The organism is Pseudoalteromonas sp. CO348, from assembly GCF_004208845.1.
Taxonomy (GTDB): domain Bacteria; phylum Pseudomonadota; class Gammaproteobacteria; order Enterobacterales; family Alteromonadaceae; genus Pseudoalteromonas; species Pseudoalteromonas maricaloris.
In genome coordinates this window covers 83,605-109,629 of the sequence record NZ_SGPI01000031.1, presented here as the reverse complement: position 1 = coordinate 109,629, position 26,025 = coordinate 83,605, and the positions used below count along the sequence as shown (strand labels likewise).

The 26,025-nt window shown below is 43.0% G+C and carries 21 protein-coding genes; 16 read left to right on the top strand and 5 right to left on the bottom strand.

Annotated elements, in window-relative coordinates; translation table 11 throughout:
* Positions 1-155 precede the first annotated feature (155 nt).
* Positions 156-1,433, top strand: a complete 1,278-nt coding sequence (locus tag EXT48_RS15830; protein ID WP_130164999.1) for an EAL and HDOD domain-containing protein — start codon at positions 156-158, stop codon at positions 1,431-1,433.
* Between the two features lie 122 nt (positions 1,434-1,555).
* Here the strand turns inward: EXT48_RS15830 and EXT48_RS15825 are convergent, their stop codons facing one another.
* The 3 genes from EXT48_RS15825 to EXT48_RS15815 form a co-directional block, all read right to left on the bottom strand.
* Positions 1,556-3,040: an exopolyphosphatase gene (locus EXT48_RS15825; protein ID WP_130164998.1), complete on the bottom strand. Its 1,485-nt coding sequence runs from the start codon at positions 3,038-3,040 to the stop codon at positions 1,556-1,558.
* A gap of 17 nt (positions 3,041-3,057) precedes the next feature.
* Positions 3,058-5,154, bottom strand: a complete 2,097-nt coding sequence (gene ppk1 / locus EXT48_RS15820; RefSeq protein WP_130164997.1) for a polyphosphate kinase 1 — start codon at positions 5,152-5,154, stop codon at positions 3,058-3,060.
* 119 nt (positions 5,155-5,273) lie between these two features.
* A complete protein-coding gene (locus EXT48_RS15815) occupies positions 5,274-5,780 on the bottom strand; it encodes a glycine cleavage system protein R (RefSeq protein ID WP_039492749.1) in 507 nt (168 codons plus the stop codon).
* 305 nt (positions 5,781-6,085) lie between these two features.
* Between EXT48_RS15815 and EXT48_RS15810 the strand changes: the two genes are divergently transcribed.
* From EXT48_RS15810 to EXT48_RS15765, 10 genes are all read left to right on the top strand, one after another.
* Complete coding sequence (locus tag EXT48_RS15810; RefSeq protein WP_130164996.1) at positions 6,086-8,320, top strand: ABC transporter permease subunit; 2,235 nt, start codon at positions 6,086-6,088, stop codon at positions 8,318-8,320.
* A gap of 15 nt (positions 8,321-8,335) precedes the next feature.
* A complete protein-coding gene (gene pstA / locus EXT48_RS15805) occupies positions 8,336-9,985 on the top strand; it encodes a phosphate ABC transporter permease PstA (RefSeq protein ID WP_039492745.1) in 1,650 nt (549 codons plus the stop codon).
* A gap of 27 nt (positions 9,986-10,012) precedes the next feature.
* The gene (gene pstB / locus EXT48_RS15800) at positions 10,013-10,840 is read left to right on the top strand and encodes a phosphate ABC transporter ATP-binding protein PstB (RefSeq protein WP_010607157.1); all 828 of its coding nucleotides are present in this window, start codon (positions 10,013-10,015) and stop codon (positions 10,838-10,840) included.
* A gap of 23 nt (positions 10,841-10,863) precedes the next feature.
* A complete protein-coding gene (phoU, locus tag EXT48_RS15795) occupies positions 10,864-11,565 on the top strand; it encodes a phosphate signaling complex protein PhoU (RefSeq protein ID WP_010607158.1) in 702 nt (233 codons plus the stop codon).
* A gap of 142 nt (positions 11,566-11,707) precedes the next feature.
* Positions 11,708-12,385 (top strand): TIGR00153 family protein, encoded by a 678-nt coding sequence (locus tag EXT48_RS15790; RefSeq protein WP_010607159.1) that lies wholly within the window; start codon positions 11,708-11,710, stop codon positions 12,383-12,385.
* A 36-nt stretch (positions 12,386-12,421) separates the two neighbouring features.
* Entirely contained in the window at positions 12,422-13,690 is a 1,269-nt protein-coding gene (locus EXT48_RS15785; protein ID WP_017218447.1) for an inorganic phosphate transporter, read from the top strand.
* Between the two features lie 107 nt (positions 13,691-13,797).
* A complete protein-coding gene (locus EXT48_RS15780) occupies positions 13,798-14,709 on the top strand; it encodes a hydrogen peroxide-inducible genes activator (protein WP_039492743.1) in 912 nt (303 codons plus the stop codon).
* Positions 14,710-14,823: 114 nt separating this feature from the next.
* Positions 14,824-15,363: an RNA polymerase sigma factor gene (locus tag EXT48_RS15775; RefSeq protein WP_039492741.1), complete on the top strand. Its 540-nt coding sequence runs from the start codon at positions 14,824-14,826 to the stop codon at positions 15,361-15,363.
* Positions 15,356-15,928: a hypothetical protein gene (locus EXT48_RS15770; protein WP_130164995.1), complete on the top strand. Its 573-nt coding sequence runs from the start codon at positions 15,356-15,358 to the stop codon at positions 15,926-15,928. Before EXT48_RS15775 ends, EXT48_RS15770 begins: the two co-directional genes overlap by 8 nt.
* Complete coding sequence (locus tag EXT48_RS15765; RefSeq protein ID WP_130164994.1) at positions 15,925-16,815, top strand: hypothetical protein; 891 nt, start codon at positions 15,925-15,927, stop codon at positions 16,813-16,815. Before EXT48_RS15770 ends, EXT48_RS15765 begins: the two co-directional genes overlap by 4 nt.
* A 132-nt stretch (positions 16,816-16,947) precedes the next feature.
* Here EXT48_RS15765 and EXT48_RS15760 read toward each other — a convergent pair whose 3' ends face one another.
* Both EXT48_RS15760 and EXT48_RS15755 read right to left on the bottom strand, forming a co-directional pair.
* Positions 16,948-17,145 (bottom strand): hypothetical protein, encoded by a 198-nt coding sequence (locus EXT48_RS15760; protein ID WP_010607165.1) that lies wholly within the window; start codon positions 17,143-17,145, stop codon positions 16,948-16,950.
* A 158-nt stretch (positions 17,146-17,303) separates the two neighbouring features.
* A complete protein-coding gene (locus EXT48_RS15755) occupies positions 17,304-19,811 on the bottom strand; it encodes an EAL domain-containing protein (protein WP_130164993.1) in 2,508 nt (835 codons plus the stop codon).
* A 320-nt stretch (positions 19,812-20,131) separates the two neighbouring features.
* Between EXT48_RS15755 and queA the strand changes: the two genes are divergently transcribed.
* From queA to secF, 5 genes are all read left to right on the top strand, one after another.
* Positions 20,132-21,169 (top strand): tRNA preQ1(34) S-adenosylmethionine ribosyltransferase-isomerase QueA, encoded by a 1,038-nt coding sequence (gene queA / locus EXT48_RS15750; RefSeq protein ID WP_010607167.1) that lies wholly within the window; start codon positions 20,132-20,134, stop codon positions 21,167-21,169.
* A 424-nt stretch (positions 21,170-21,593) separates the two neighbouring features.
* Positions 21,594-22,733, top strand: coding sequence for a tRNA guanosine(34) transglycosylase Tgt (gene tgt / locus EXT48_RS15745; RefSeq protein WP_010374167.1), 1,140 nt, complete (start codon positions 21,594-21,596; stop codon positions 22,731-22,733).
* A 20-nt stretch (positions 22,734-22,753) separates the two neighbouring features.
* A complete protein-coding gene (yajC, locus tag EXT48_RS15740; RefSeq protein WP_010374166.1) occupies positions 22,754-23,092 on the top strand; it encodes a preprotein translocase subunit YajC in 339 nt (112 codons plus the stop codon).
* A gap of 24 nt (positions 23,093-23,116) precedes the next feature.
* Positions 23,117-24,976 carry a protein translocase subunit SecD gene (gene secD / locus EXT48_RS15735; protein WP_130127021.1) on the top strand — a complete coding sequence of 620 codons (1,860 nt, stop codon included), beginning with the start codon at positions 23,117-23,119 and terminating at the stop codon, positions 24,974-24,976.
* A gap of 9 nt (positions 24,977-24,985) precedes the next feature.
* A complete protein-coding gene (gene secF / locus EXT48_RS15730) occupies positions 24,986-25,930 on the top strand; it encodes a protein translocase subunit SecF (RefSeq protein ID WP_095728065.1) in 945 nt (314 codons plus the stop codon).
* Positions 25,931-26,025: the final 95 nt, after the last annotated feature.

The window sequence follows — 26,025 nt, the reverse complement described above, 5'->3', positions numbered from 1 at the left end:
ATTAAAAGCCTACTCTTTATAAGGACTTAGTTTAATAAATTGGTAACTTTTGGTTATAAGTGTTGTAAAATAGCGAAACTTTTTTATTGCTCGGGGCGTTACCATATTATACGCTCCATGATACGTGGTTTCCTTTTACCTAATAAAGGATACGAATGTTAATGAGTGGTCCGGTGACTGAAGTACGTAAATCAGCAGTGCAGTATATTGCACGACAGGCCATTTTGCGGCCAGATCAAGAAGTCTTTGCCTATGAGTTGCTTTATAGAGACTCTGATAACAATGCTTTCCCTGTAGGGGTGAGCGATGGGCAAGCGACTGGGCGAATGTTTTTTAACTCCTTAATGTTTATCGGCGTAGACCGTTTGGCCGCGGGACAGCTTGCTTTTATAAACCTGTCCGACGAATCCTTGTTACAGGAATTACCTAGCTTACTCGCGCCACAGAAAATTGTGGTGGAAATCGTTGAGCGTTCTAAAAATATTCCTTCACTGGTGAATACGGTGACCAAGTTAACAGAGAAAGGCTACCGATTTGCGTTAGATGACTACGATGGCGCGTCAAAGTGGGAGCCGTTGCTACCACTCATGGAGTTCGTCAAAATTGAGGTTGAGCAGCCTATTATAAAAACCAATATGACGGTAAAAAAGCTCAAGCGTCAGTATCCAGATATTAAGGTGATTGTTGAGCGAATTGAAACAAAAGAAGAGTTCGAGATCATCAAATCCTCTGGAGCCGACTTTTTTCAAGGCTTCTTTTTTGCCAAGCCTGAAATGCTCAACCATGGCAACGTAGAGCCGTCGAAAATGGTGGTGTTTCAGCTGCTACAAGCCACAGCCAAAAAGTCTTTATGCTTCAAAGAAATACAAACAAGAGTAAGTAAAGATCTGAGTTTAACCGCACGATTGCTAAAACTGGCGAACGCGAAAGCTGGTGAAGACAGGTTGGAAATTAAATCTATCTCTCAGGCCGTAGTGTATTTAGGTGAAGACGCAATTAGGCAGTTTGTTAAAGTACTTGCGTTGAGCGAATTGGGTTCTGATAAACCCAGTGAGCTGACGAGAATGGGGTTAACTCGTGCCAAGTTTGTGGAAACATTTTTGATGCCTGGAGGCGAAGAAATGGCAGAAACTGGCTATTTGCTTGGTCTCATGTCCATCCTAGACGTGATCCTTGATGTTGATCTTTCTGTTATTGCGGCGGAATTTTCTCTCGATGATTCGCTTTCTAGTGCGCTATTGAGTTACCAAGGGTTGCTTGGTGGGGCGCTACGTTTAGCATTTGAAATTGAGCGCAATGATTGGCGCGAAGCCGAGCTCATTTTACAAGCCATTCGACCCGCGACACCAACCAATTATCTTTATGATATGGCGCTTTCTAGTCGTGCCTACGCAGATGAAATCCTCTCTATTGTGGCAGGTGATGAACAGTAGTTCTCACCTGACAATATGAAAAAGTAAGTAATCGGTGTTGCGGATAATTAGTGCCTTTCTAGTAGCCTATTTCAGTGCTAACGGTGTTGAATTCACTGCCAATAGCCAACTATCGGTATTACTTATCCAAAGCTCAGGCTAAATTGAATACCTATTGTTTTTAAGTAGTTTTGTTCTTGCTCTAAATCGGCTTGAAACAGTGAATGTGATTCGAGCCACCCAGCTGCAATGTGAAGTATCAAAGCGTTATTAACGGCTGTAATACTTAATTCGGGAAGTTGGTCTTGTTGGCGCTTTTGGTTCACTAAAACGCTGAGACGAAACACAGCCAAAATACGGTTAAAGTGGATTAGCTCTTCTTCGATTAACTCTGTTAACTCTGGCATTTTTATCTTTTTTCGATAAAAGCGGACAAGTGCACTTAGCCTTAATTGCTGGGCTTGAGTAAAGCCTGGAAGTTGACTGTGCCTGACAATATAAGCACCGTGTTTATGCATGCCGGAAGAGTTAATGGCGAGCCCAACTTCGTGGAGTTTTGCTGCCCAACATAACATTTCGACATCATAAGAGGATAGTTGCCATTGCTCTTTGAGTTGAGTGGTAAAAAGTTTGATGGTTTCACAAATATTGTCGGCGTGTTGCTTATCAATATTATAGTGATCGCTGAACGTGTTAATTGTGCGGGTACGAATATCAAACTCATCGGTTTGATGCATTTCAAACAATAAGCCTTCTCGCAATGCATATTCACTAAGGCGCATGCGCTCAAGTCCTAGCTGTCTAAACAACGCTATCAATACAGCAAGGCCGCCAGCAATACTGGTTTTTCGCTCCTCTGGTAGTGCTTTTAAGGAGACGTTGTCTATGTGTCCAGCATCAATAAATAACTGCTTAATTTGCTCCAAAATAGGCAGGGTAATTTCATCGGCTTGAGTGAGCTCGTGAACCATGGCCGCAATCGCCTTAATAGTACCAGAAGTACCGATAACGCTATTCCAGCCGAGCCTTAAGTAGCTAGCGGTAATGCTCTCAATTTGTTGCTCTGCTTTTATTTCGGCTTTTTTGAATCGTTTTGCAGATAGCTTACCATCAGCAAAGTAGGCTTTTTGCATGGTTACGCAGCCCACATTGCGACTACTTAATAATTTGTGTGTAAGGTGCTGACCAATAACCAACTCTGTGCTGCCTCCACCGATGTCGATAACCAAACGGTTATGACTATCATGTTCATGGTTGGCGACCCCTTGGTAAATAAGACGAGCTTCTTCTTGGCCTGAAATCACATTGATTGGATATGGAAAAACTTGTTTTGCCTTCGCGAGAAAATAATTAAGGTTTTTGCAATTTCGCAGTGTATAGGTTGCCACTACTTGCACCGACTCTTTCGGAAAATCATGTAGTGTCGTCGCAAATTGCGCGAGGGTATCTAATGCTCGGGCTATTGCGTCGTCACTTAAATTGAAATCATCATCAAGGCCTGCGGCCAAGTAAACACGTTGCTTTTCTTTATGAAGGAGTTGAAGGCGACCATCTACTTCTCTTGCTACAACAAGGTGAAAACTATTTGAACCTAAGTCCACTGCGGCAATAGAAGGGTAGTCGCGCATATATTCTTCCTCAACGATTATTCTTTCGCTTCATTTAATTGGTGTAACTCCCATTTTTTTAAATGGTCATAAATAGCGATTTGGGAGCGAATTTTTTTACGGTTACCTCGGCGAACGTACAGATTCTTCTGTTCGGCGTCAATAACTCTGGCTTTGGTGCGATCTTTAAACTGTAATTCAATGATATCGATAATTAGCTTTTTCAAATGCTCGGCGTAAATAGGCGTGCCAACTTCAACACGGTGGTCGAGGTTACGGGTCATCCAGTCCGCTGAGGAAATATAGACTTTGGGGTTGCCGTTGTTGTCGAAAACCATCACTCGCGGGTGCTCTAAGAACCGATCAACGATACTAATTATTTTTATATTATCGCTAAACTGTGCAAGGCCAGGTACAAGCGCACACATACCACGAACGATGAGGCGGATCTTGACGCCTTTACGCGATGCTTCGTAAAGTTTATCGACGAGCTGTTTGTCAACTAAGTTATTGACCTTAATAGTTACTTTTCCTGTTCGACCTTGCTCAGCATGGGCTATCTCTTCATCGATCAACTCTACAATTCGACTACGTGCATTGATGGGGGAAATCATCAGGTGTTCGAATTTGAACGGCAGATAACTGCTCTCAATAAAACGAAACACGCTATCACATTCTTCCGTAATATCAGGGTGTTTAGTAAACAAACTGAAATCAGTATAAATCCGAGCCGTTTTTTCGTGGAAGTTACCCGTGCCTATGTGTGCATATTTGACGATTTTGCCTTTTTCTCTTCGGTGAACCACGCAAAGCTTACTATGGACCTTGAGCGCTGGTATGCCAATCATGACTTTAATACCGTATTCACTCATGAGTTTTGCCCACTCAATATTATTTTGCTCATCGAAGCGGGCCTTTAATTCAACCATCACGGTGACTTTTTTGCCGTTTTTTGCCGCATTGATCAATGAAGCGATCAATCGAGATTGCTTTGCCACACGATAGATGTTGACCTTGATTTGCGTCACTCTGGGGTCAAATGCCGCTTGGCGGATATATTCCAGCATGTGATTAAAGGTATGATAGGGGTAATACAGCAAGATATCTTGAACTGAAATCGCGCGAAAGACGCTGCTATATTTTGAAAAGGCTGCACTTTTAAGTGGTGGCAATGGCTTGTTTTCTAGATAGCCGCGGCCAACATTTGGAAAAGAAATAAAATCCCTGAAATTGCGATATCTACCGCCCGGGATCATGGCATCTTGGCCTGTCACGCCTAAGCGCTTTTTCATCAGCTTGATCATTTCTTCCGGCATAGATTCTTCATATACTAAGCGCACTGGCTCGGCATACAAGCGCTGCTTGAGGCCTTTGGACATGGTATCCAACACACCTTCTTCAAGCTCATCATCTAAGTTGTACTCAGCGTCACGAGTAAGTTTCATCGAATAAGCGTCAATGCGTTCAAATTTGAAGAAGCTCTTAAACACATCGGCTATAAAAAATCGAATAACGTCATCAAGCAACACAATCGTTTTATGCCGACGAGTTTTTTCTGGCGGCAGCTGGACAAAACGGTTCAAGCGGTCAGTCGGGACTTCTAAAAAGGCATGGTGCTGCTTCTCACCATTTAACTCTACAAATAGGTGGGTCATGGTGTCATTGATGTTGTCCGAATAGTCCTTACTTTCGTTAATCATCATTGGCAGTAGGTGAGGTAGTACTTGATCTTTAAAGTAGTTAGCCAACCAATTCTTGTGGAAGTCCGACAGCGCATCAGGTTGCTTAATATGGATATGATGCTCATTTAAATCGATGAGGATCTGGTCATAAATAACACTAAATTTTTTACCTAGTTCCAATACTTTCTTTTGAATGTCGGCGAGTAGCACTTCATCTTCATCGAAATTGGTATCAGGCAAATTATTTAATAAGATACGGCGCTTTACATCCGCAACACGAACTTGGAAAAACTCGTCTAAATTATTGGAAAATATACCAAGAAAGCGGATCCGCTCGATGATCGGGTTGGTTGGGTCTTTGGCTTCTTGTAAAACGCGTTCGTTAAAAGAGAGCCAGCTTAATTCTTTGGCAAAGTACGTGATAGTTTTATGCTCTGGAGATACGGCCTGCATGGTGCTTTCCATAGGTACAGCTTATTTTTACAGCTTAAGCAGGGTGTGTGACATAATTATGACAAACACAACGCGCCTGTCGTGTTTGTCATTCAACCATCATGAGTATAGTGTAGGTTTTAGCTTTCTTCTATGTCCACGATCAAATCACTGGTGATTGACTCGAGTGCATCAATCACGTTTTCTTTGACCGTGCCAGCAGGTAGAGTCACGGTTGCGAAAGCGCTGAAAATAGGCAGTCCCCAGTTTGGAGCACTACGTTGTTTTGAAGTTAGGTGCGTGATGTTTGCGCCTTTGTGGCGAATAACCGTAGCAAGTTCTTGCACAATTCCCGGTCTATCGTTGCCTGTAATGATTAAATTTAATGTGTCCGGCTCTTCTTGCGCTTGCAAGTTTTCGCCTGATTCAACTCTCACGTCTAAACCTGGCAATTTATGCAATGCATCTTGTATTTCTTGCAAATGTTCTTCAGCAACCTCAACCTGCACTATGCCTGCGAATTGTCCAGCAAGGTGGCTTAAATTACTGGTTAACCAATTGCCATGGTTAGAAAGAATAGTGGAAGAGATTTCCTCAACGAGACCCGGTCGGTCCTTACCTATAAGTGTTAATATTAACTGCTTCATATCATGTCTCTTTTTTTGTGGCGCCCGTAGGCGAAAAAACGAATTCGGCGCATGATTTAGACTAGTCTAAAAACTTACTTTGTCCAGTGCCCTTAAGCACTTAATGTAAAGAAATGCAACGAAATTTATGTGTTTACTCTAGGCTAACAATCAGAGCATTTTTTGAGCCGATTAGTTCCATTATTTTTATAATGAATTTGAGGGTAAATGCCAATTGAAGAAAGTTCAATTGTGTCTCAGGTGTAACACAACTGTCATCTTGATGAAATATAATGCCCCCAATTTTTAAACCAAAGGGTATATTGATGACTTCAAATCCGCAAAAGCCATCCTTTAAAACGGATAGAAGCCGTCTCTTTAAAGACAGGTTTGCACAATTTGGCATTACTGCTGGTGGAGTAATGGTATTAGTCGCACTTTTACTTATCTTCTTCTACTTACTATATGTCGTTCAACCGATCTTTGAATCAGCAAAGGTTGAAAAGCGTATAGATATTCAGCTTACACAAGACAAAACATATTTAGGTGTAGGGGTAGAAGAACAAACGGAAATTGCATACTTACTCGGCAGTCAAGGTTCGGTATATTATTACCAGATCAAAGGTGAAAGTGCCGGTAAATTACTAGATACATTGGATGTTGAACTTGACGGTAATGTCACGGCATTTGCAGAAAGTGCGCCTTTCTTGGGGCAATATGCATTTGGTCTGGATAACGGTCAGGTACAACTCGTGAAGCCGATGTTCACGGTAAGCTTTCCGGGAAATCAACGTGTTTTAACCCCTCGCTTAAGTTATCCACTTAATGCGAAGCAACTGATTGTTGATGAACAAGGGCAAGCAATTCGTAAATTCGCCTTTAGTCACTTCGAAGACAAAACCGCTGTTGTTGCACAGACTGCGGATAAACGTGTGATTTTTGCCTCTTTTGTTGCAGAAGAAAACATGTTTACTGGAGAGGTTGAATGGGCGGTTGAGCGTACCGAGCTAGATATTGATGGTCGTGTTGATGAGTTACTTATTTCTCCAGACACATCGCGCACATTTGTTCGCTCAGCAAATCAAGTTTACGTCTTTGATTCTCGCTATGCTTCTGAAGTTGAGTTATTCCAATTGCTTGCTGCAAACGAAGAAAATGCCAACTTGGTCGACATGAATCTGCTAGCTGGCGCCAACTCGTTAATGCTTGCTAACGACAACGGTGAGGTTTCACAGTGGTTTGAAGTCAATACCGATGATGGACGCCAGTTTGCTAAAATCCGCTCTTTTGAAACGCCAAAAAGCAAACAGGTCAAACTGTTTAGTGAATATTATCGTCGTACTTTCTTCACGACCAATGAAAATGGTCAATTAGGTTTATATTACACCACCAGTGAAGCGCACTTATGGCAAGGTAAAATCACAGATAAAGCTGTACAAAAGTTTGCGGTAGCACCACGTGCTAATGCGGCTTTGTTACTCGCCGATGATACGTTAACGGTAGTAGAGCTACACAATGAGCACCCTGAAGTAACTTGGTCTGCTTTGTGGCAAGAAGTATGGTACGAAGGATATCCAGAGCCTGCTTATACTTGGCAGTCAACCTCTGCGAGTGATGACTTTGAATCGAAATTCTCATTAGTGCCTATTTCCTTCGGTACCATTAAAGCGGCGCTTTATGCCATGTTGTTTGCTGTTCCTATTGCATTAGCGTCAGCAATCTACACTGCCTATTTTATGTCGAGTGAATTACGCCGCGTGGTGAAACCAACGGTCGAGATAATGGAAGCACTACCAACGGTTATCTTGGGCTTCTTGGCGGGTCTTTGGCTAGCTCCGTTAATTGAAACGCATCTACCCGCTGTGGTTGCTTTATTGGTGCTATTACCAATTGCGATGATAGCAACGGCATTTGGCTGGACTAAGCTACCTGCAAAAGTGAGACACGTTGTGCCTGAAGGCTGGCATTCAATCCTACTTATCCCTGTTGTGCTTGTCGTAGGCTGGATTTCATTTGCCATGAGCGCTGGAATTGAGTCTTGGCTGTTTGGCGGTAATGTGCGTCAGTATCTAACTAATGAGTTAGGTCTAACATTCGACCAGCGTAACTCACTAGTAGTGGGCATCGCGATGGGCTTTGCGGTTATTCCTACAATCTTCTCTATTGCAGAAGATGCGGTATTTAGTGTACCTAAGCATCTTTCAAATGGCTCATTAGCACTCGGTGCCACACAGTGGCAGACTTTGGTTCGTGTTGTATTACTAACAGCAAGTCCAGGTATCTTCTCTGCGGTAATGATGGGTCTTGGCCGCGCCGTAGGGGAAACGATGATTGTATTGATGGCAACCGGTAACACGCCAATCATGGACTGGAGTATCTTCCAAGGTATGCGTACGCTTGCTGCAAACATTGCGGTGGAAATGCCGGAGTCTGAAGTTGGCAGCTCTCACTATCGCATCCTGTTCCTAGCTGCCTTTGTATTGTTTATTTTTACTTTCGTATTTAACACCGTTGCTGAGTTTGTTCGTCAGCAGCTGCGTGAAAAGTACAGCTCAATGTAATTGGAGTGACATGACATGGTAAAACAGTGGTTTAAGTCAGGTTCTCCGTGGATCTGGATGACAGGTGGCGCGGTCAGTATTAGTTTGATTTCAGTAATTGGACTACTTGCGATGATCGCATGGAAAGGACTGAGCTTCTTTTGGCCGTCTCAAGTTGTTGAGATGCATCTCGACGGTTCAGTTGCCAAGCAAACCGTTATTGGTGAAATATACGATCGCGAGATGGTACCAAAATCTCGCCTTGAAGCGGCTGGATTCGACCTTTCAGGTTACAACAGCGAGCAAATCGAGCGTTTGCTCGTTAAAACGGGTAACCGTGAATATGTAGAACTTGATTTCCGTTGGGTATTATCAACAGATATCAAAAGCCAGTCTACACCAGCGGAATTAGCGGTATTTGAGCGTAGTAAAAATGGTAATTTCTATGGCTATGTTGCCCGCGTTTTAGAAGACGGTAAAGTAGTAACTGATCAGCCGATTGAAAGGCTACATGAGCTTGTTGAACGCGCCGTTGACCTTAATGACGAAGCGCTTGATCTACAAAATAGCGAAATCGGGCACATTAACTATGAGCTTGAACGTCTACGTTTAAAAGAAAAGTCGTATCAACTTGATAATGACCTAACAGAGGAAAAATTAGCAGAGTTAAATGCACGCCGTGCTGAGCTACGTGAAGATTACAAAGTCTTCGAGAAGCGTTTATTTGAGCTAAGGAAGCAGGCTAAGCGTGACCAAGTTGTGGTGCGTGATATGCGTGGTGAAGAAGTGACTTTGCCTCTGTACCAAGTGTTGGACGTTTGGTTTCCAAATGACATGGGCTTTTTTGCCAAAGTAGGTCACTACTTAGTGCAAATCAGCAAGTTTGTGAGTGATGACCCGCGTGAAGCAAACACCGAAGGTGGGGTATTCCCTGCAATCTTTGGTACGGTATTTATGGTTATGCTGATGGCGGTGATCGTGACACCATTCGGTGTTATTGCCGCGATTTATCTCCATGAATATGCAGCAAAGAACGCTGTGACTAAGATGATCCGTATCGCGGTGATCAACCTTGCAGGTGTTCCATCCATTGTATATGGGGTGTTTGGTTTAGGATTCTTCGTTTATATGCTTGGTGGGTCAATTGACGAACTTTTCTACCCTGAGGCTGCGCCAAGTCCTGTATTTGGTACACCAGGTGTGATTTGGTCTGCACTTACACTTGCTATCCTTACTTTGCCTGTGGTTATTGTATCCACGGAAGAAGGCCTGTCTCGGATCCCAAGCTCAGTGCGTCATGGTTCACTTGCGCTTGGTGCAACTCAAGCAGAAACCTTATGGCGGATCATTGTTCCAATGGCAAGCCCTGCAATTATGACGGGTCTTATTCTTGCTGTTGCGCGTGCCGCGGGTGAGGTAGCTCCTCTGATGCTGGTGGGTGTAGTAAAAATGGCACCAACCCTACCGCTAGACGGAAACTTCCCCTATATTCACTTGGATCGTAAGTTTATGCACTTAGGATTCCATATTTATGATGTTGGCTTCCAAAGCCCGAATGTTGAAGCTGCTAGACCTTTGGTTTATGCAACCGCGTTCCTACTGGTTACGGTGATTATTGCACTGAATATCACAGCGATTGGTATTCGTAACCACTTACGTGAAAAATTCAGATCGTTAGAGCATTAATAGTAAAGATTTTTAATAGGTAAAAACATGATTACAGTAGCGCCAGAAGTCAATCAAGCAAACGGCAATAATAAGCTTGATTTAGCAAACTTAAGTCCAGAGCTCACCGCACTAGAGATCAAAAACCTAGATCTTTACTATGGTGATAAACAAGCCCTTAGTAACGTCAATATGTTGATCCCAAAAGGGCAGGTAACCGCATTTATCGGTCCATCAGGTTGTGGTAAGTCAACGTTATTACGTTGTATTAACCGCATGAACGACCTGGTTGATAGCTGTCGTATTGAAGGAGAAATCAACCTTCAAGGACAGAACATTTATGACAAGAGCGTAGATGTTGCGGCACTGCGCCGTAACGTAGGCATGGTATTCCAAAGACCAAACCCTTTCCCTAAATCTATTTATGAGAATGTGGTTTATGGTCTGCGTCTGCAAGGTATCAAGGATAAGCGCAAGTTAGATGAAGTGGTTGAAAAGTCACTCCGTGGTGCCGCGCTTTGGGATGAAGTAAAAGACCGACTTCATGACAGTGCATTTGGTTTATCTGGTGGTCAGCAGCAGCGTTTGGTGATTGCTCGCTCTATCGCGATTGAACCAGAAGTGTTGTTACTTGATGAACCAACATCAGCACTCGATCCGATTTCAACATTGGTTATCGAAGAACTCATTAACGACCTGAAAAACAAGTATACTGTAGTTATCGTTACACATAACATGCAACAAGCTGCGCGTGTATCTGATCAAACTGCGTTTATGTATATGGGTGAGTTAATTGAGTATGCAGATACCAATACCTTATTCACCACGCCGTCTAAGAAGAAAACAGAAGACTATATTACAGGTCGTTACGGTTAAGGCGAGCTTGCGAGGAGAATATAATGGAACACAATATTAATAAGCACATTTCTGGCCGCTTTAATGAAGAGCTAGAAAACGTGAGAAATCACGTACTCAGTATGGGTGGACTGGTAGAGCAGCAACTAAACACTGCGCTTGATGCGGTTAACCACAATGATGCTGAAAAAGCGAAAAAGGTCAGTCAGAACGATTACAAAGTCAATGCGATGGAAGTGAATATTGACGAAGAATGTACACGTATCATCGCCAAAAGACAGCCTGCAGCCAGTGACTTACGTTTGGTGGTTGCTATCGCAAAAACGATTGCAGATCTTGAACGTATCGGAGACGAAGCAGAGCGTATTGCTAAAGTTGCCTTGGATTCGTTTACCAAAGATCAGCAAGATCTATTGGTGAATATTGACAATATGGGTCGCCAAGTGTCACAAATGCTACATGACGTGCTTGATGCGTTTGCCCGGATGGACGCGCAAAAGGCCTTTGAAGTGCACAAAGCTGATGCCAAAGTGGACCGTGAATACGAAGCAGTAACACGTCAAATTATGACCTATATGATGGAAGACCCACGCTCGATTCCAAAAATAATGGATTTAATTTGGTCTGTGCGCTCATTAGAACGTATCGGCGATCGTTGTCAAAATATTGCGGAATATGTGATTTATTTCGTAAATGGCAAAGATATTCGTCATACATCTCAAGAAGATATCGCAAAAACCTTGTGATGCTTATCAATTAGTTGCGCGCTTTCGGCGCGCAATTTCATAGTAAGTTCATCTAAACTTGCAATAAAACCGTTCACAACAGCGCTCAATGCTGTAAAATTACACTTTGCACATGCATACAAATATGATTTAAGGGTCAGTTATGCCTAGTAACGCGTTTTTAGGAGTATTTGCTAAATCTCCTATTAAGCCAATTGAAGAGCATATAAAAATAGTCCATCAAGCCAGTGCGGCTTTGATCCCATTTTTTAACCATGTCTTCAAAGGGGAGTGGACAGAAGCGGATGCAATTCGCATTGAAATCCGCAACCTAGAGCGTGAAGCAGATGAACTAAAGCGTGAAGTGCGCTTACATTTGCCTCGTGGTTTATTCATGCCAGTAGAACGGACTGACTTACTGGAACTTATCACCCACCAAGATAAGATAGCCAACAAAGCGAAAGATATCGCAGGTCGCGTTATCGGTCGTGAAATGGTCATCCCTGAATCCATTCAAAAAGACTTTCTTGCTTACGTCACTCGTTGTGTGGACGCAACTAAACAAGCATCAGAAGCGATTAATGAGTTTGATGAACTGCTTGAGACAGGCTTTAGAGGCCGTGAAGTCACTTTAGTTGAAAAAATGCTAGTTGAGCTTGATGCCATCGAGCAAGATACCGACGATATGCAAATTAAAATTCGTCGAGAGTTACGCGCTGTTGAAAGCGAGCTAAACCCAATTGATGCGATGTTCTTATACAAGATCATCGAATGGGTCGGTGGGCTTGCAGATATCGCAGAGCGCGTTGGTTCACGTCTTGAGCTGATGTTAGCTCGTTAATAAAAATCGATCTTTTAAAATAAAGTAAGGTTTCTTATGGATATCATTGCATCCTACGGCACAGTATTGGTTTTAATTGCCGCAGCAGTTGGTTTCTTTATGGCTTATGGTATTGGCGCAAACGATGTTGCGAATGCTATGGGTACTTCGGTAGGTTCAAAAGCACTTACCATCAAACAAGCAATTATCATTGCTATGATCTTCGAATTCGCTGGTGCTTATCTTGCTGGTGGTGAGGTAACATCAACGATCCGAAAAGGGATTATAGATTCTACTCCTTTCATTGATATTCCTGAACTAATGATACTGGGAATGATCTCTGCACTTTTTGCTGCAGGTAGCTGGTTATTGATGGCCTCAATGTTAGGTTGGCCGGTATCTACGACGCACTCAATCATTGGTGCAATCATTGGTTTTGCGCTAGTTGCTGTAGGCAGCGAAGCAATTCAATGGGGTAAAGTTGCAGGCATAGTTGGGAGCTGGATTGTTACCCCGGCCATCTCTGGTTTTATTGCTTATCTTATCTTTATGAGCGCCCAGAAGCTCATATTTGATACCAATAAGCCACTAGAAAATGCCAAACGCTTTGTGCCTATTTACATGGGTCTAGCGGGCTTTGTTATGTCTTTGGTTACGATCAAAAAAGGTCTTAAGCATATTGGTATCAAGCTCGGCACATTCGAAGGTTTTGCGCTTGCTATCGGTATCGCTATTATTATTGCTATTATCGGTAAGATTGCGATTTCTAAGCTGAAAATGGATCCCAATGCAGACAAGCAAATGCAGTTCAATAATGTTGAAAAAGTATTCGCTATCCTTATGGTACTAACAGCATGTTGTATGGCATTCGCACATGGTTCGAATGACGTTGCTAACGCAATTGGTCCATTAGCTGCTGTGGTAAACATTGTTGAAAACGACGGTGAAATTGCTAAGAAAGCGGCCCTAGCTTGGTGGATCTTACCACTAGGTGGTTTAGGTATTGTTGCGGGTCTTGCGATCCTTGGTAAGAAAGTAATCAAGACTATCGGTGAAGGCATCACGCATCTTACTCCTAGCCGTGGTTTCGCAGCTGAACTTGCTGCTGCTTCAACAGTAGTAATCGCATCAGGCACAGGCCTACCAATCTCTACAACTCAAACCTTAGTTGGTGCGGTATTGGGTGTGGGTATGGCACGTGGTATTGCGGCATTAAACATGGGTGTTATTCGTAACATCGTAGTTTCTTGGGTAATTACATTGCCAGTTGGTGCTGCCCTTGCTATTGTTATATTCTATATTTTGAGATTAGTGTTCGGCGTATAAAATAAACCGCACTTTTCAAAAAGACAGACTTTTAGCTTGAAAAGATCTCAACACCTTTGGTGTTGGGGTCTTTTTATTTGTGCTGTTGAAAATTAAGAGTAAAGCTTGTGACGAATTTACCTAGTATCAAACAACTACAATACCTGCTTGCGGTGCATCAGCACCAACATTTTGGTCGTGCAGCGGAAGCATGCTTTATTGGTCAATCGACGCTAAGTAGCGCGATACAAAATCTTGAAGAGACATTAGGATGTCAGCTAATTGAACGCGAAAATCGCAGCCTAATGTTTACCGATATTGGTGAGGAAGTGGTTGAACGAGCGCGGAAAATTATCGACGACACCATGAGCGTTAAAGAGCTGACTAAAAGCTATAAAAATCCATTATCTGGTAAGTTGACGTTAGGGATCATTCCCACCATTGCGAGTTTTATTGCCGCGCCACTTTATCAGGCGTGCAAAAAAGAATTTGCAGCGCTTAATTTGGTACTGGTTGAAGATACCAGTGATAACTTACTGGATAAGTTAGAGCATGGGCATATTGATATGGCCATGTTGGCGCTGCCATATAGAACCGATAAGTTTCATACACAGGTACTTGCAAAAGATCACTTTAGCTTGGTTCGCCATACGGAGTACAGCGTACCAGAGCCGATCGAGGACTTTAACCTGTTACCTGAGCAAAGTGTATTTTTACTCGAAAAAGAGCATTGTATGACGGGGCATGCTCTTAGTGCTTGTCACCTGAACCGTAGCGCGTGCATCAATCCATTCGAGGCGGCAAACCTACATACTTTATTAAGTATGGTGGAATACAAAAATGGCGTAACGTTTTTACCTCAAATGGCTATCAATGCTGGGATTTTGGAAGGTAAGCCTTTAGTGGCTATGCCACCACAAGATCATGCATATCGCGAGATTGGCTTGATCTGGCGTCGTACTACCGGGCGGATCAGAGATTTTAGACTGTTTAGCGACTTTGTTGGTGGCTACATCAGTGGCCAATGTCAGTCGCAATAATAAAGAAGAAGCACCTTAACGGTGCTTTTTTTTCAAAAAATTTTCCCGTCTGAACAACTTTTTTTGCGCCCGCTACGATTAATAGTTAGTGAGTAGATTGGATGAGTGAACTGCGTGTTTTTTAATAGCGAAAAACAATTAATAAAAAGAGCACTGCAAGGTAATCAAGGAGCATGGTCAAAGCTTTGCGCCCAGCATCATAGTCGTGTGTATAACCAATGTTTGAGGCTGGTTGGTAATCCGCAAGACGCGCTAGATATTGCTCAAGATGTATTTTTAAGTATGTATCGAAATCTGCATACCTTTAATGGTGATGCTAAGTTCTCGACTTGGGTATTTAAAATCACCCATGCAAGGATAGTGGATCACATGCGAAAACATAAGTTTGAATCGATTGAAGGTAAAGAACCTGAGACGCCGCAACACGGACCTGACAGCAAAATAGCGCAACAACAAAGTAATGAAGAGATATATATCGCGCTGAAACAACTACCATTTGAGCAGCGCATTGTCGTGGAGCTAAAGTTTTTCCAGCATTACACCTTTGATGAAATTGCGCTGCAGCTTGAGTTATCAAGTAATACGGTGAAGGCTAGGCTATACAGTGCGTTAGGTAAGATGAAAGGGCAACTAGAGGTGCAAAATCATGGCTAAATTAGCACACTTATTTGAGCAGTGGTTAGATGGCAAAGTGCTGTCTGAGGCAGAGTTGGCCGAACTTCAGGCAGATAGTGAATATCGAGCAATGATGAGTGCTGCCACTACTTGGCAACAGCATGCTGCTAGCTTCGAAGAGCAAGCGCCACCCTCACAGCTCACTTTGCAGCACCAAACTCGCGCTTGGCCAGTGGCTGCCGTTGCTGCTTGGCTGGTTGTTGGGCTCGGTGTATCAGGACTTTGGTTACAGAACTTAGGCTTACATCAGCAGTTGAGTGTTCAACAAACGCAACTGGCACAGCATCAAAGCGCTATGCAGGCCATGCTTGCAAAACTTGATGAGACTAAGCCAATAGATCAAGCTACGCTTGCCAAGTTAGCAACGCAAGTGGTTGAACAAAATCGTAAAGAGCGCAGTTTGGCAATGAATAATCTCGTTGATCTGATCCAAGCACAAAGAGCGCAAGATCAAGCCCTACTTAGGCTGCAATTGAATGAATTGGCAGAGCAAGTAGAGCAAACACCGACACAAAATTTAGCACAGTATCGAGGTAAACCATGAAGTTAATTCCACTTTGTTTTGGCGCTGTTGCAGCCATTGCTACAAGCTTTGCTCAGGCCCAAGTTGTTGATGAAGCATTAAAGCGTGAGGTTGCTATTTTTGAGCGGGTACTAATGAGTGCATTACAGCATGACACACAAGATCAAGTTCGTAGTGTTTCTGGCTATTATTTAAAAGATCAGGGAGTTGTGTTTGAACTGGCATTAAAACGTCGGCATCGTCTAGAGTGGATCTCTCATATCGACAATCTCGATGATGTGGCTGCAATAGGGGAGTTTGAACTGCCGGAATTTGATATGGACATCGCGGAGGTCGAGATTTCACAGCCGATAGCTGAAGCTTTTTCTCAAGCTTATTCGGATGCTGCTGAGAAAGTGAGAGCAGGAGCCGAGAAGGTCCGCGAAGCCGTAGAGCAAGAAAGAGAGAATAGAATTCAATTGAGGGAGCTTGAACGCCAAAAAGCGGAGCTGGAGTTTGCGAAAAGGCACGAAAGTGATGATCAAGTAAAAGAATTTACGGAGTCATTGAGAGAAGTTGAGAAGCGCATAGAAAAGCTTTCACTTAAGGATTCGGAATTAAAAGACCTGAAAGATAAGCTGAAAGCGAGCCTTGAGGCTTCGCGGGTCAAACGCGCGAAGGAGAAAGCGGAAAAGCAGCAGGCGCTTGAAAAAATGCTAGTAACCAGCTTAGCCCGAAGTTTATGCGACTATGGTGCGGGTTTAAGAAGTTTGCCTAAAAATGAGCATGTAAGCTTTATTTACAGTGAGCTTAGTAATCCAAACAATAAACAGGTATTTGTTTATCCAAAATCCTTGGTGCAGCAATGTGTTAAGGGTGAGAAAACGGCTAAGGAGCTAGCCGAGACAGTAACTAGCTATCGCTTTTAGTTAATCTAAGCTTGGGGTAAAGTGTTTCTTTGAGGTTAGGGGCGCAAAGTGATAACACAAAAAACAGCATGATTACATGCTGTTTTATTTATAAAGGAACTTACACTAGTAAAGGAACTACACTTGCTTGTATTAAGCCTGCTCTATATTTTTTGCAGTAGTTAAATTTGGTAAAAAGAGTAAGTAAACCCAAACCACTAGATTAAAGTAGGGTAGCAAACCGAGCCCTGTGAACAATTTTACCGGATATCCTTTAGTGTTGGCATAGCGGTAACATTGATACGCGATGAGCAAGTTTGCAAGTAGTAAAAACAGTGATAATGACAGCATAATTTACCCCTTGAAGTCCATAGCAAGATGTAACTCAATCCTTTGAATGTCTATAAAATTAAGGTGTTACCTTAAAATTTGGTGACATTTTAAACTGGTATCTTTAATTATAGTGGACTTTGCAAGAAGTAAAAGTAACCTTTAGTATAAAAATGTTACTACGCTGTTTTTAGAGATAAAATAGTTTTTGCACTGCTCGCTAGTTGTTCAATAGGGAGCGGTCTAGAGATAAAGTAACCCTGTCCATAGTCCACACCTATTTCCTTAAGTTGTTGAAATATTTCTTTGTTTTCGACATATTCGGCAACTGAACACTTATCTAATGAGTGACTAATATCGTTTACAGCTTTGACCAGCGCCAGGTCAATTGGGTCGTTGAGCATGTCTCGAACAAAGGAGCCATCTATCTTAACATGCTGCGCGGGTAGCTGTTTTAGGTAGCTAAAAGTGCTGAAGCCTGTCCCGAAATCATCAATAGCGAAATGGCAGCCAAGATCGTTCAGGTTTTTGATCATCGTCTGGGTTGCGTTAAGATTGTTAATACTGGCAGATTCAGTGATCTCAAAAATAACGCGATTAGCTGAAACTTGATGCTCTTTTAAGCAGGCTTGAATGTGTGGCTGCAGTCGTTCATCTAAAAATGAATGAGCGGATAAGTTAATTGCCACTTGGCTCAGGATCTCATGTTCAGCCAGTGCTTTAATGGCTGTTCTGATCACGCATTGATCCATCAAAAATGTATCATTAAGTAGCTCTAATGCAGGAATAAACTGATTTGGGTATATTGTCTCACCGTTGATCTTTAATCTAAGCAGTGCTTCGTAATAGGCTATTTGTTGTTTTTTGAAATCCCAGATCGGTTGATAGTGGAGTTCTATGCTGTCGTTCTGAAGCGCTTGCCTAACACTATGGCCCCATTCTAAACCGGTTTGCAGTGTCTGGTTTTGTTCATCTTCTTTGTTATAACAATGAACCAAGTTGCGACCGAGATTCTTGGCAATATAAAGGGCTATGTCAGCTTGTTTCAAACACTCACTGGGATCCGCATTTTCATTGGTAATTTGCGTTAATCCGATAGAACAACTGAGAGAGTATGCATTGTCTTCAAAGTGAAATTTATGTTCTTCGATAGCCATGCAAATGCTTTCAGCGCACATATGAGCGTCGAGTAAATTGGTGTGTTTAAGCAGTACAGCAAATTCGTCTCCCCCAATACGGAAAGTGAGATGCTCTTCACCTATTTTGTCGCCAAACAACTCAGATACTTCTTTGAGTACGATATCTCCTTGCTGATGGCCTTTACTGTCATTGATGATCTTAAAGTGATCTAAGTCGATGTAAATTAGCGCGTGTTCTATCTCTTCTGCAGACTTTACTTCATTGCACAGCTGATTTAATTGCTGGTCAAAATAATAGCGGTTGTGTAAGCCGGTAAGCGTATCATGCAGTGCTAAGTGTCTGAGTTGTAGTTCAGCTTGTTTGCGCTCGTGAATGTTATCGAGTGTTGCAGTTATTGCGACCGAACTTGAGGTATTCTTGATAAGTTGCAGGCGGCATTCGACCCATACTAGATGTCCAGCTTTATGGCAGAGCTGCAACTCGACTTGCGCATGTTGCCTTACCCCACTTTGAATTTCTCGAATGACTTTGTTGAAAGTTGCAAGTTCATCTTTGGCAATGTAGTTGCTGAGTTGGGTATTGAGGCTCGACTTAATACCAAAGCCCGAGAGGTATTCCCATGCTGGATTTATAAAGCGGATCGCACCTTCCAAATCCAATTCGACGACTACAGTTCTGAGGTGCAGTAAGATACGTTGGTGTGCAGAAAATAAATCTTTATAGCGACTTTCACTGCGACTGAGTTGCTCAACTTTATTAGCAAACTCAGCATAGCTCACCATAAAGTCTTCGCGCCGCGCCGCATGGTCGCATACCTTGCTTAAAAAGGGCATGTCGTATGGCGCTCGAACAAAGTCGGTAACACCTAACAATAATAGTTGTTCGGCATGGTCGGCATCGCGTTTGTCAATAATGGTTACAATGGCTTGGCTTGGACGATGTTTGAGAATACTTTCGACTAAGCTTTCTGCGGAACCTGACAAGTTAGACGTAGTGTCCATTAAAACAATGGCGTAGTGATCTTGTAGAAATAGTGATAAAGCGCTGGCCGCCGAGCTCACATGTGTGCAAACGAAATTGTGCGATAAGTGCTCACATATTTTTTGCGCACGTTGTTGGTTGGGCTCTAACAACAGCAAGTTGAGGCGGCTGCTTTTATCTAAATGCGTTGACAACACATTAGCCAGAATTTGCGGCAACATGTCTTGACGCTCAAATGGCAGCACGGCATCAATACTGTAGCTACGGGCGGTGGTTTCGGCTATTCGTTCACAATAAGTTGGCGGAATAAGTACAATGGGGGTGTTTTTGGGCGTTGCCAGCAGACCTGAGCGGATCATGCGAGAGAATCGCCAGCCGTCAATTTTGCCAACATCCAAGCCAGTGATCACTAGATCTACAGTTTGCGTCTTCAATAAGCTTAGGGCATCTTGAGAGTCGGACTTGGCAATGATAGTAAAGACATCTAATGCACTAAGAGTTTTAGTCAAGGTTTGACGCTCGTGAGCACTGGCGTTAACAATGAGCAACGTTAGTTGTCTAGACACAATAAAAAAACCTCACCAGATACTGCGACACAATCATTGGGCTTGTCTTAAAGTTAGCAAATCGTACTTAACCGCCGCTTGATAATAATCAAACAGTGACGCGAACTTTGCTCGGAAATTATAGCCGATAGCGATAAGTTATTGTTTAAACGTAAAGAATAAAGAACGTACTAAACAAAGGTGCACACCGTACAAAACTTTACATGGTGATTACCGTTTTAGACTCGCTAGGTTAAAGGTATTTACGCAAGGTTACAAGCACTTGATTTCGCCAAAACACCGCACTAGACTTGGCGCACTTTTAGAAATGAGGCCTTTCCATGCGCGTAGCAGACTTTAGTTTTGATCTTCCTGATGAGTTGATTGCCAGACACCCAATGAAGGAACGCTCTAGCAGTCGTCTTCTTACCTTAAATGGCAATAGTGGTGAAATAGAACACAAAGTATTTAGGGATATTTTGGCACTTATTAATCCAGAAGACTTAATCATCTTTAATAACACTAAAGTTATTCCTGCTCGTATGTTTGGTCAAAAAGCCAGTGGTGGAAAACTCGAAGTACTGGTTGAGCGCGTTGTAGATGAGCGTACTGTGCTTGCTCACGTAAGAGCGAGCAAGTCGCCAAAACCTGGTACTAAGATTGAGCTTGAAGGCCAAGCAACCGCAGAAATGGTTCAGCGCCATGGTGAATTATTTGAGTTGAGATTTGAGGGCGAAGAAAATGTATTGGCTATTTTAGATAAAATTGGCCATATGCCTTTGCCTCCTTATATCGACAGGCCGGATGATGAAGAAGATAAAGAGCGTTATCAGACGGTTTATGGTGAGAAACCAGGAGCAGTCGCCGCACCTACCGCTGGACTGCACTTTGATGATGAATTGATGGCCAAGCTAAAAGACAAAGGTGTTGAGATGGCCTTTGTTACTTTGCACGTGGGCGCAGGTACGTTCCAGCCAGTGCGAGTCGATTCGGTGGAAGAGCATGTTATGCACTCAGAATATATCGAGGTCTCAGCCGAAGTCGTGGAGGCAATCAAAGCGGCAAAAGCCAGAGGAGGACGCGTCATCGCGGTAGGTACTACGTCGGTGCGCTCACTTGAGTCTGCGGCTAAAGCAAACGGCGGTGAAATTGCTCCACTTTACGGCGATACCGATATTTTTATTTATCCGGGCTACCGTTTTAACGTGGTAGATGCAATGGTGACTAACTTTCACTTACCAGAATCAACGCTCATCATGTTAGTGAGTGCGTTTGCAGGGCAACAGCATATTATGAAGGCCTACCAAACCGCAATTGAGCAAAAATACCGCTTCTTTAGTTACGGTGATGCGATGTTCTTGCAAAAGCAAGATAAGTAACTCACGCCATACAACTATTTAAATGCCCAGTGTTGCTGGGCATTTTGCGTTTTATGGCTGTAAAGTTGCAAGCTCAATATGGGCTTTGTGTTTTTTATCCCAATATTATACCAATTAGTCTTAACGCTTGCTCAATTTGAAGGAGTAAATCTGACGCTAACTGCGTTAAAAATTTCTTATTTAGAGCAACTAAATATCAAAATTTTTGCCTTGCCTACAGGACGTAGGTACCTCGGCGTGAGCAGGACGCGGCAGCGGTGTTATCGACAAGATTTTCTCGCCTCAAAATAGAACACTTAATTAAGATAATTGGTATTAGAATTGCGCTAGTAATCTTGGTAGAATCGAAAGATCACTGCCCTAAGCATTGGCTTAGCACGTTTTTTAGTCAAAGTTGGACTGTTTTTCCGACAACGAGGTAACAATGAAATTTGAATTAGATAGCAAACAGGGTAAGGCTCGCCGAGGTCGCTTGATTTTTGACCGTGGTGTGGTAGAAACGCCTGCATTTATGCCTGTTGGTACTTACGGCACAGTAAAAGGCATGACCCCTGATGAGCTCAAAGAAACGGGCGCACATATCTGTTTAGGAAATACCTTTCACTTGATGCTAAGACCTGGCACAGAGATCATCAAACAGCACGGTGATCTGCATGATTTTATGAACTGGGATAAACCGATTCTGACCGATTCAGGCGGCTTCCAAGTATTTAGTCTTGGTGCAATGCGTAAAATTTCGGAAGAAGGTGTGTTGTTCAAGTCACCAGTTAATGGTGAGAAAATCATGTTGTCTCCAGAAAAAGCGATGGAAGTACAGCGCGACTTAGGGTCAGATATCGTGATGATTTTTGACGAATGTACGCCGTATCCAGCGACAGAAAAAGAAGCAAAAGACTCGATGGAGCTAAGCTTACGTTGGGCTAAGCGCTCTAAAGATGCACATGCTGACAATCCTTCTGCACTATTCGGTATTATTCAGGGTGGTATGTACCCAGAGCTTCGTGCCGAGTCGCAAAAGGGTTTAGAAGAAATCGGCTTTGACGGTTATGCACTTGGTGGTTTATCGGTTGGTGAGCCTAAAGAAGACATGATCAATATTCTTGACCAATGTGCCTATAAAATGCCAGAAAACAAACCACGCTATTTAATGGGTGTTGGTAAACCAGAAGATTTGGTTGAAGCTGTGCGTCGTGGTATCGACATGTTTGACTGTGTAATGCCAACGCGTAACGCTCGTAATGGTCACTTATTTGTAACCGGTGGCGTGGTGAAAATCCGTAATGCAGCACACAAAACAGATACCAGTCCACTAGATGCGGAGTGTGATTGCCACACTTGTAAGAATTACTCTCGAGCGTACTTACATCACCTAGATAAGTGTAATGAAATTCTAGGCGCTCGACTCAATACCATCCATAACTTACGTTATTATCAACGTTTGATGGAAGGAATGAGAAATGCCTTATCTGAAGGCACATTTGATGAATTTGTCGAAGACTTTTATGCGCGCCGTGGCATTGCGGTGCCAGAGTTGGCTGACGTTGGTTTGACAGAAAATAATTAATTTATAAACGAGGAAGTGAAATGAGCTTTTTTATCTCAAACGCGCATGCTAGCACTGCTGCGGCAGCACCTGCTGGTGGTGGCATGGAAATGCTAATCATGTTAGGTATTTTTGGTTTGGTATTTTATTTTTTAATTTACCGTCCACAAGCCAAGCGTGTTAAAGAACACAAAGACCTAATGGGTGCATTAGGCAAGGGTGATGAAGTACTAACTCAAGGTGGACTAGTGGGTAAAATCACAAAAGTTGCTGATGACAAAGACTTTGTTGTAATCGCACTAAACGATCAAACTGAAGTGACAGTGCAAAAGTCAGCGGTTTCAGCTGTGTTACCTAAAGGTACAATGAAATCTCTATAAGAATAACAATAAAGGGATAGTCCAGTGTTAAACAAGTATCCAATGTGGAAGTACTTACTTGTTCTCGCTGTGTTAGCTATCGGTATTCTTTATGCCACACCAAACTTGTATGGTCGCGATCCGGCCATACAAGTGTCTGGCACAAAAGGTGCTGATGCGACGCTCAGTGTATTAGATCAAGTTAACGAAACCCTACAAAAGAACAACCTTGCCGTAAAATCTTCTGTGTTAGAAGACGGTCAAATCCTTGTTCGCTTCAAAAATGTTGAAGATCAGCTTAAAGCACAAGATATTTTGCGAAATAGCTTAAGTGATGATTACATTTCAGCAATCAATATGTCTCCGGCACAACCTGAGTGGTTAAAAGACTTAGGTGCAAACCCAATGAAGCTCGGTCTAGATTTAAGTGGTGGTGTTCACTTCACAATGGAAGTGGATATGGTCACGGCGATGGACAATGCACTTGAGCAAATGGAGCAAGATTTCAAGAGCGATTTACGTGATGAGAAATTGCGTTATCGTGCTGTTCGTCGTGTTTCTAATACTGAACGTGTACAAGTAACGATGCGCTCGGAAGAAGATAAAGATGCGGCAATGAGCTTCTTGAGAAAACGTTACCCGGGTAACGACTTTATCAATGATAGCAGCGATAGCCTCGCTTTCTTCTCAAGCCTTAGCGACCTTAAATACAAAGAGCTGCGTGAATACGCTATCAAGCAAAACGAAACTATTATTCGTAATCGTATTAACCAACTGGGTGTTGCTGAACCAAATGTTCAACGTCAAGGTGGTGAGCGCATAATTGTTCAACTTCCAGGTGTTCAGGACACGGCTCGTGCGAAAGAGATCCTCGGTGCTACTGCAACGCTTGAGTTCCGTGAAGTAGACGAAAATGCCGACGTGCGTGCAGCAGCACAAGGTCGCATTCCTCCTGGCACTGAAGTGATCCCACATAAAGATGGCTATCCTGTTGTGCTTAAAAAGCGCGTTATTCTTGAAGGTACGCATATCACAGGTGCGCAATCTGGTATGGATGAATATCAGCGCCCTCAGGTGAATATCAAGCTTGATAGTAAAGGTGGGGCAAAAATGAATGCCTTTACTAAACGTGCTATCGGCAAACGTATGGCGACGGTTTTCATCGAGTACAAACCGTCTGGCAAAAAAGATGAAAACGGCAAAGCGTTACCACCAATCAAAGTGGAAGAAGTGATTAACGTTGCCACGATTCAAGCGCGTTTAAATAGCTCTTTCCGTATTACTGGTATTGATAGCCCAGCAGAAGCACATAACTTAAGCTTGCTACTACGTGCAGGAGCACTGGTTGCGCCAATTCAAATCGTTGAAGAGCGTACTGTAGGTCCAAGCCTTGGCCAGGAAAATATCGAAGCAGGTATGACTGCGGTTGTCCTTGGTTTTGCTTTTGTTCTTGCCTTTATGTTGCTGTACTACAAAGGCTTTGGTCTGGTAGCAAACTTAGCGCTTGCGGCTAACCTCATCATGATTGTGGGTGTGATGTCGATGATCCCAGGCGCGACGCTGACGTTGCCAGGTATTGCCGGTATCGTATTGACCGTCGGTATGGCCGTTGACGCTAACGTACTTATCTTTGAACGTATTCGTGAAGAAATTGCGGAAGGCCGCAGTCCACAGCAAGCCGTTCACCATGGTTACGATAGTGCATTTAGTACGATTTTTGATGCCAACATCACGACTTTAATTGCTGCGGTGATCCTATTCTCTGTTGGTACAGGTCCGATTGCAGGCTTCGCGGTAACCTTAGCTATCGGTATCATTACCTCGATGTTTACAGCGATCGTTGGTACGCGTGCAGTTATTAATGCCATCATCGGTGGCAGACGTATCACTAAGCTATCAATCTAGGAGACGGGCATGCAATTATTAAACTTAAAAGGCACTATCCGTTTTATGTCGGCAAGAAAGCTTTCCATGGCTTTCTCGGCATTGTTGATCTTGGCTTCAATCGGCTCGTTTATGGTGAAAGGACTAAACTTTGGTTTGGACTTTACCGGTGGTACGGCTGTTGAAGTTGGATTTTCACAGCCAGCAGACTTAGCGAAGGTACGTAGTGTATTAGCCGAAAATGGTTTTGCCGATGCCTCTGTGCAACTTTTTGGTTCAAGCCAAGAGGTATTAGTGCGACTCGCCCCTCGTGGGGACGACGTGAAAGCTGAGGTATTAGGTAACCAGCTTATTGCAGCACTTAAGCAAGCAGACGAAAGTGTGGTGATGCGCCGCATTGAATTCGTAGGTCCAAGTGTTGGTGAAGATCTCAAAGAGCAGGGTGGCTTGGCGATGCTAACCGCGCTTATCTGTATCTTGATTTATGTTGCTTTTCGTTTTGAATGGCGCTTTGCGGTAGGTGCTGTATTTGCACTTTTCCACGATGTTGTACTGACAATGGGTCTGTTTTCTATCTTAGGTCTGGAATTTGACTTAACGATTTTGGCGGCAATATTGGCGGTAATTGGTTACTCACTTAACGATACTATCGTTGTGTCTGACCGTATTCGTGAAAACTTCCGTAAAGTACGTATTGACGACACCTTAGAGATCATCAATATTTCACTGACACAAACGCTTAATCGTACATTAGTGACCTCAATCACGACTATCCTTGTATTGATTGCGCTATTTGTATGGGGTGGTCAAACCATTCATGGTTTTGCGACGGCCTTACTGTTCGGTGTATTTATCGGTACCTATTCTTCTGTTTATGTAGCGAGTTCAGTTGCAGTAGCAATGGGCGTAAGCAAAGAAGATTTGATCCCGGTAGAAGTTGAAAAAGAAGGTGCAGACCTAGACGCTATGCCTTAATCACAGAAATTGTTGTGATAATCGAAAGCGGCCTTTGTGCCGCTTTTTTGTTGTTTGTAAAACATCATTTTATTGTTTCTAAAAAATGACAGTAC

What these genes read in the sequence shown, in the direction of transcription:
- ppk1 (WP_130164997.1), bottom strand. Translation starts at nt 5,154, where the DNA reads ATGCAGGCCGTATCTCCAGAGCATAAAACTATCACGTACTTTGCCAAA.
- EXT48_RS15830 (WP_130164999.1), top strand. Translation starts at nt 156, where the DNA reads ATGTTAATGAGTGGTCCGGTGACTGAAGTACGTAAATCAGCAGTGCAG.
- tgt (WP_010374167.1), top strand. Translation starts at nt 21,594, where the DNA reads ATGAAATTTGAATTAGATAGCAAACAGGGTAAGGCTCGCCGAGGTCGC.
- queA (WP_010607167.1), top strand. Translation starts at nt 20,132, where the DNA reads ATGCGCGTAGCAGACTTTAGTTTTGATCTTCCTGATGAGTTGATTGCC.
- phoU (WP_010607158.1), top strand. Translation starts at nt 10,864, where the DNA reads ATGGAACACAATATTAATAAGCACATTTCTGGCCGCTTTAATGAAGAG.
- EXT48_RS15765 (WP_130164994.1), top strand. Translation starts at nt 15,925, where the DNA reads ATGAAGTTAATTCCACTTTGTTTTGGCGCTGTTGCAGCCATTGCTACA.
- EXT48_RS15810 (WP_130164996.1), top strand. Translation starts at nt 6,086, where the DNA reads ATGACTTCAAATCCGCAAAAGCCATCCTTTAAAACGGATAGAAGCCGT.
- EXT48_RS15790 (WP_010607159.1), top strand. Translation starts at nt 11,708, where the DNA reads ATGCCTAGTAACGCGTTTTTAGGAGTATTTGCTAAATCTCCTATTAAG.
- EXT48_RS15825 (WP_130164998.1), bottom strand. Translation starts at nt 3,040, where the DNA reads ATGCGCGACTACCCTTCTATTGCCGCAGTGGACTTAGGTTCAAATAGT.
- EXT48_RS15785 (WP_017218447.1), top strand. Translation starts at nt 12,422, where the DNA reads ATGGATATCATTGCATCCTACGGCACAGTATTGGTTTTAATTGCCGCA.
- pstA (WP_039492745.1), top strand. Translation starts at nt 8,336, where the DNA reads ATGGTAAAACAGTGGTTTAAGTCAGGTTCTCCGTGGATCTGGATGACA.
- yajC (WP_010374166.1), top strand. Translation starts at nt 22,754, where the DNA reads ATGAGCTTTTTTATCTCAAACGCGCATGCTAGCACTGCTGCGGCAGCA.
- secF (WP_095728065.1), top strand. Translation starts at nt 24,986, where the DNA reads ATGCAATTATTAAACTTAAAAGGCACTATCCGTTTTATGTCGGCAAGA.
- pstB (WP_010607157.1), top strand. Translation starts at nt 10,013, where the DNA reads ATGATTACAGTAGCGCCAGAAGTCAATCAAGCAAACGGCAATAATAAG.
- EXT48_RS15770 (WP_130164995.1), top strand. Translation starts at nt 15,356, where the DNA reads ATGGCTAAATTAGCACACTTATTTGAGCAGTGGTTAGATGGCAAAGTG.
- EXT48_RS15815 (WP_039492749.1), bottom strand. Translation starts at nt 5,780, where the DNA reads ATGAAGCAGTTAATATTAACACTTATAGGTAAGGACCGACCGGGTCTC.
- EXT48_RS15760 (WP_010607165.1), bottom strand. Translation starts at nt 17,145, where the DNA reads ATGCTGTCATTATCACTGTTTTTACTACTTGCAAACTTGCTCATCGCG.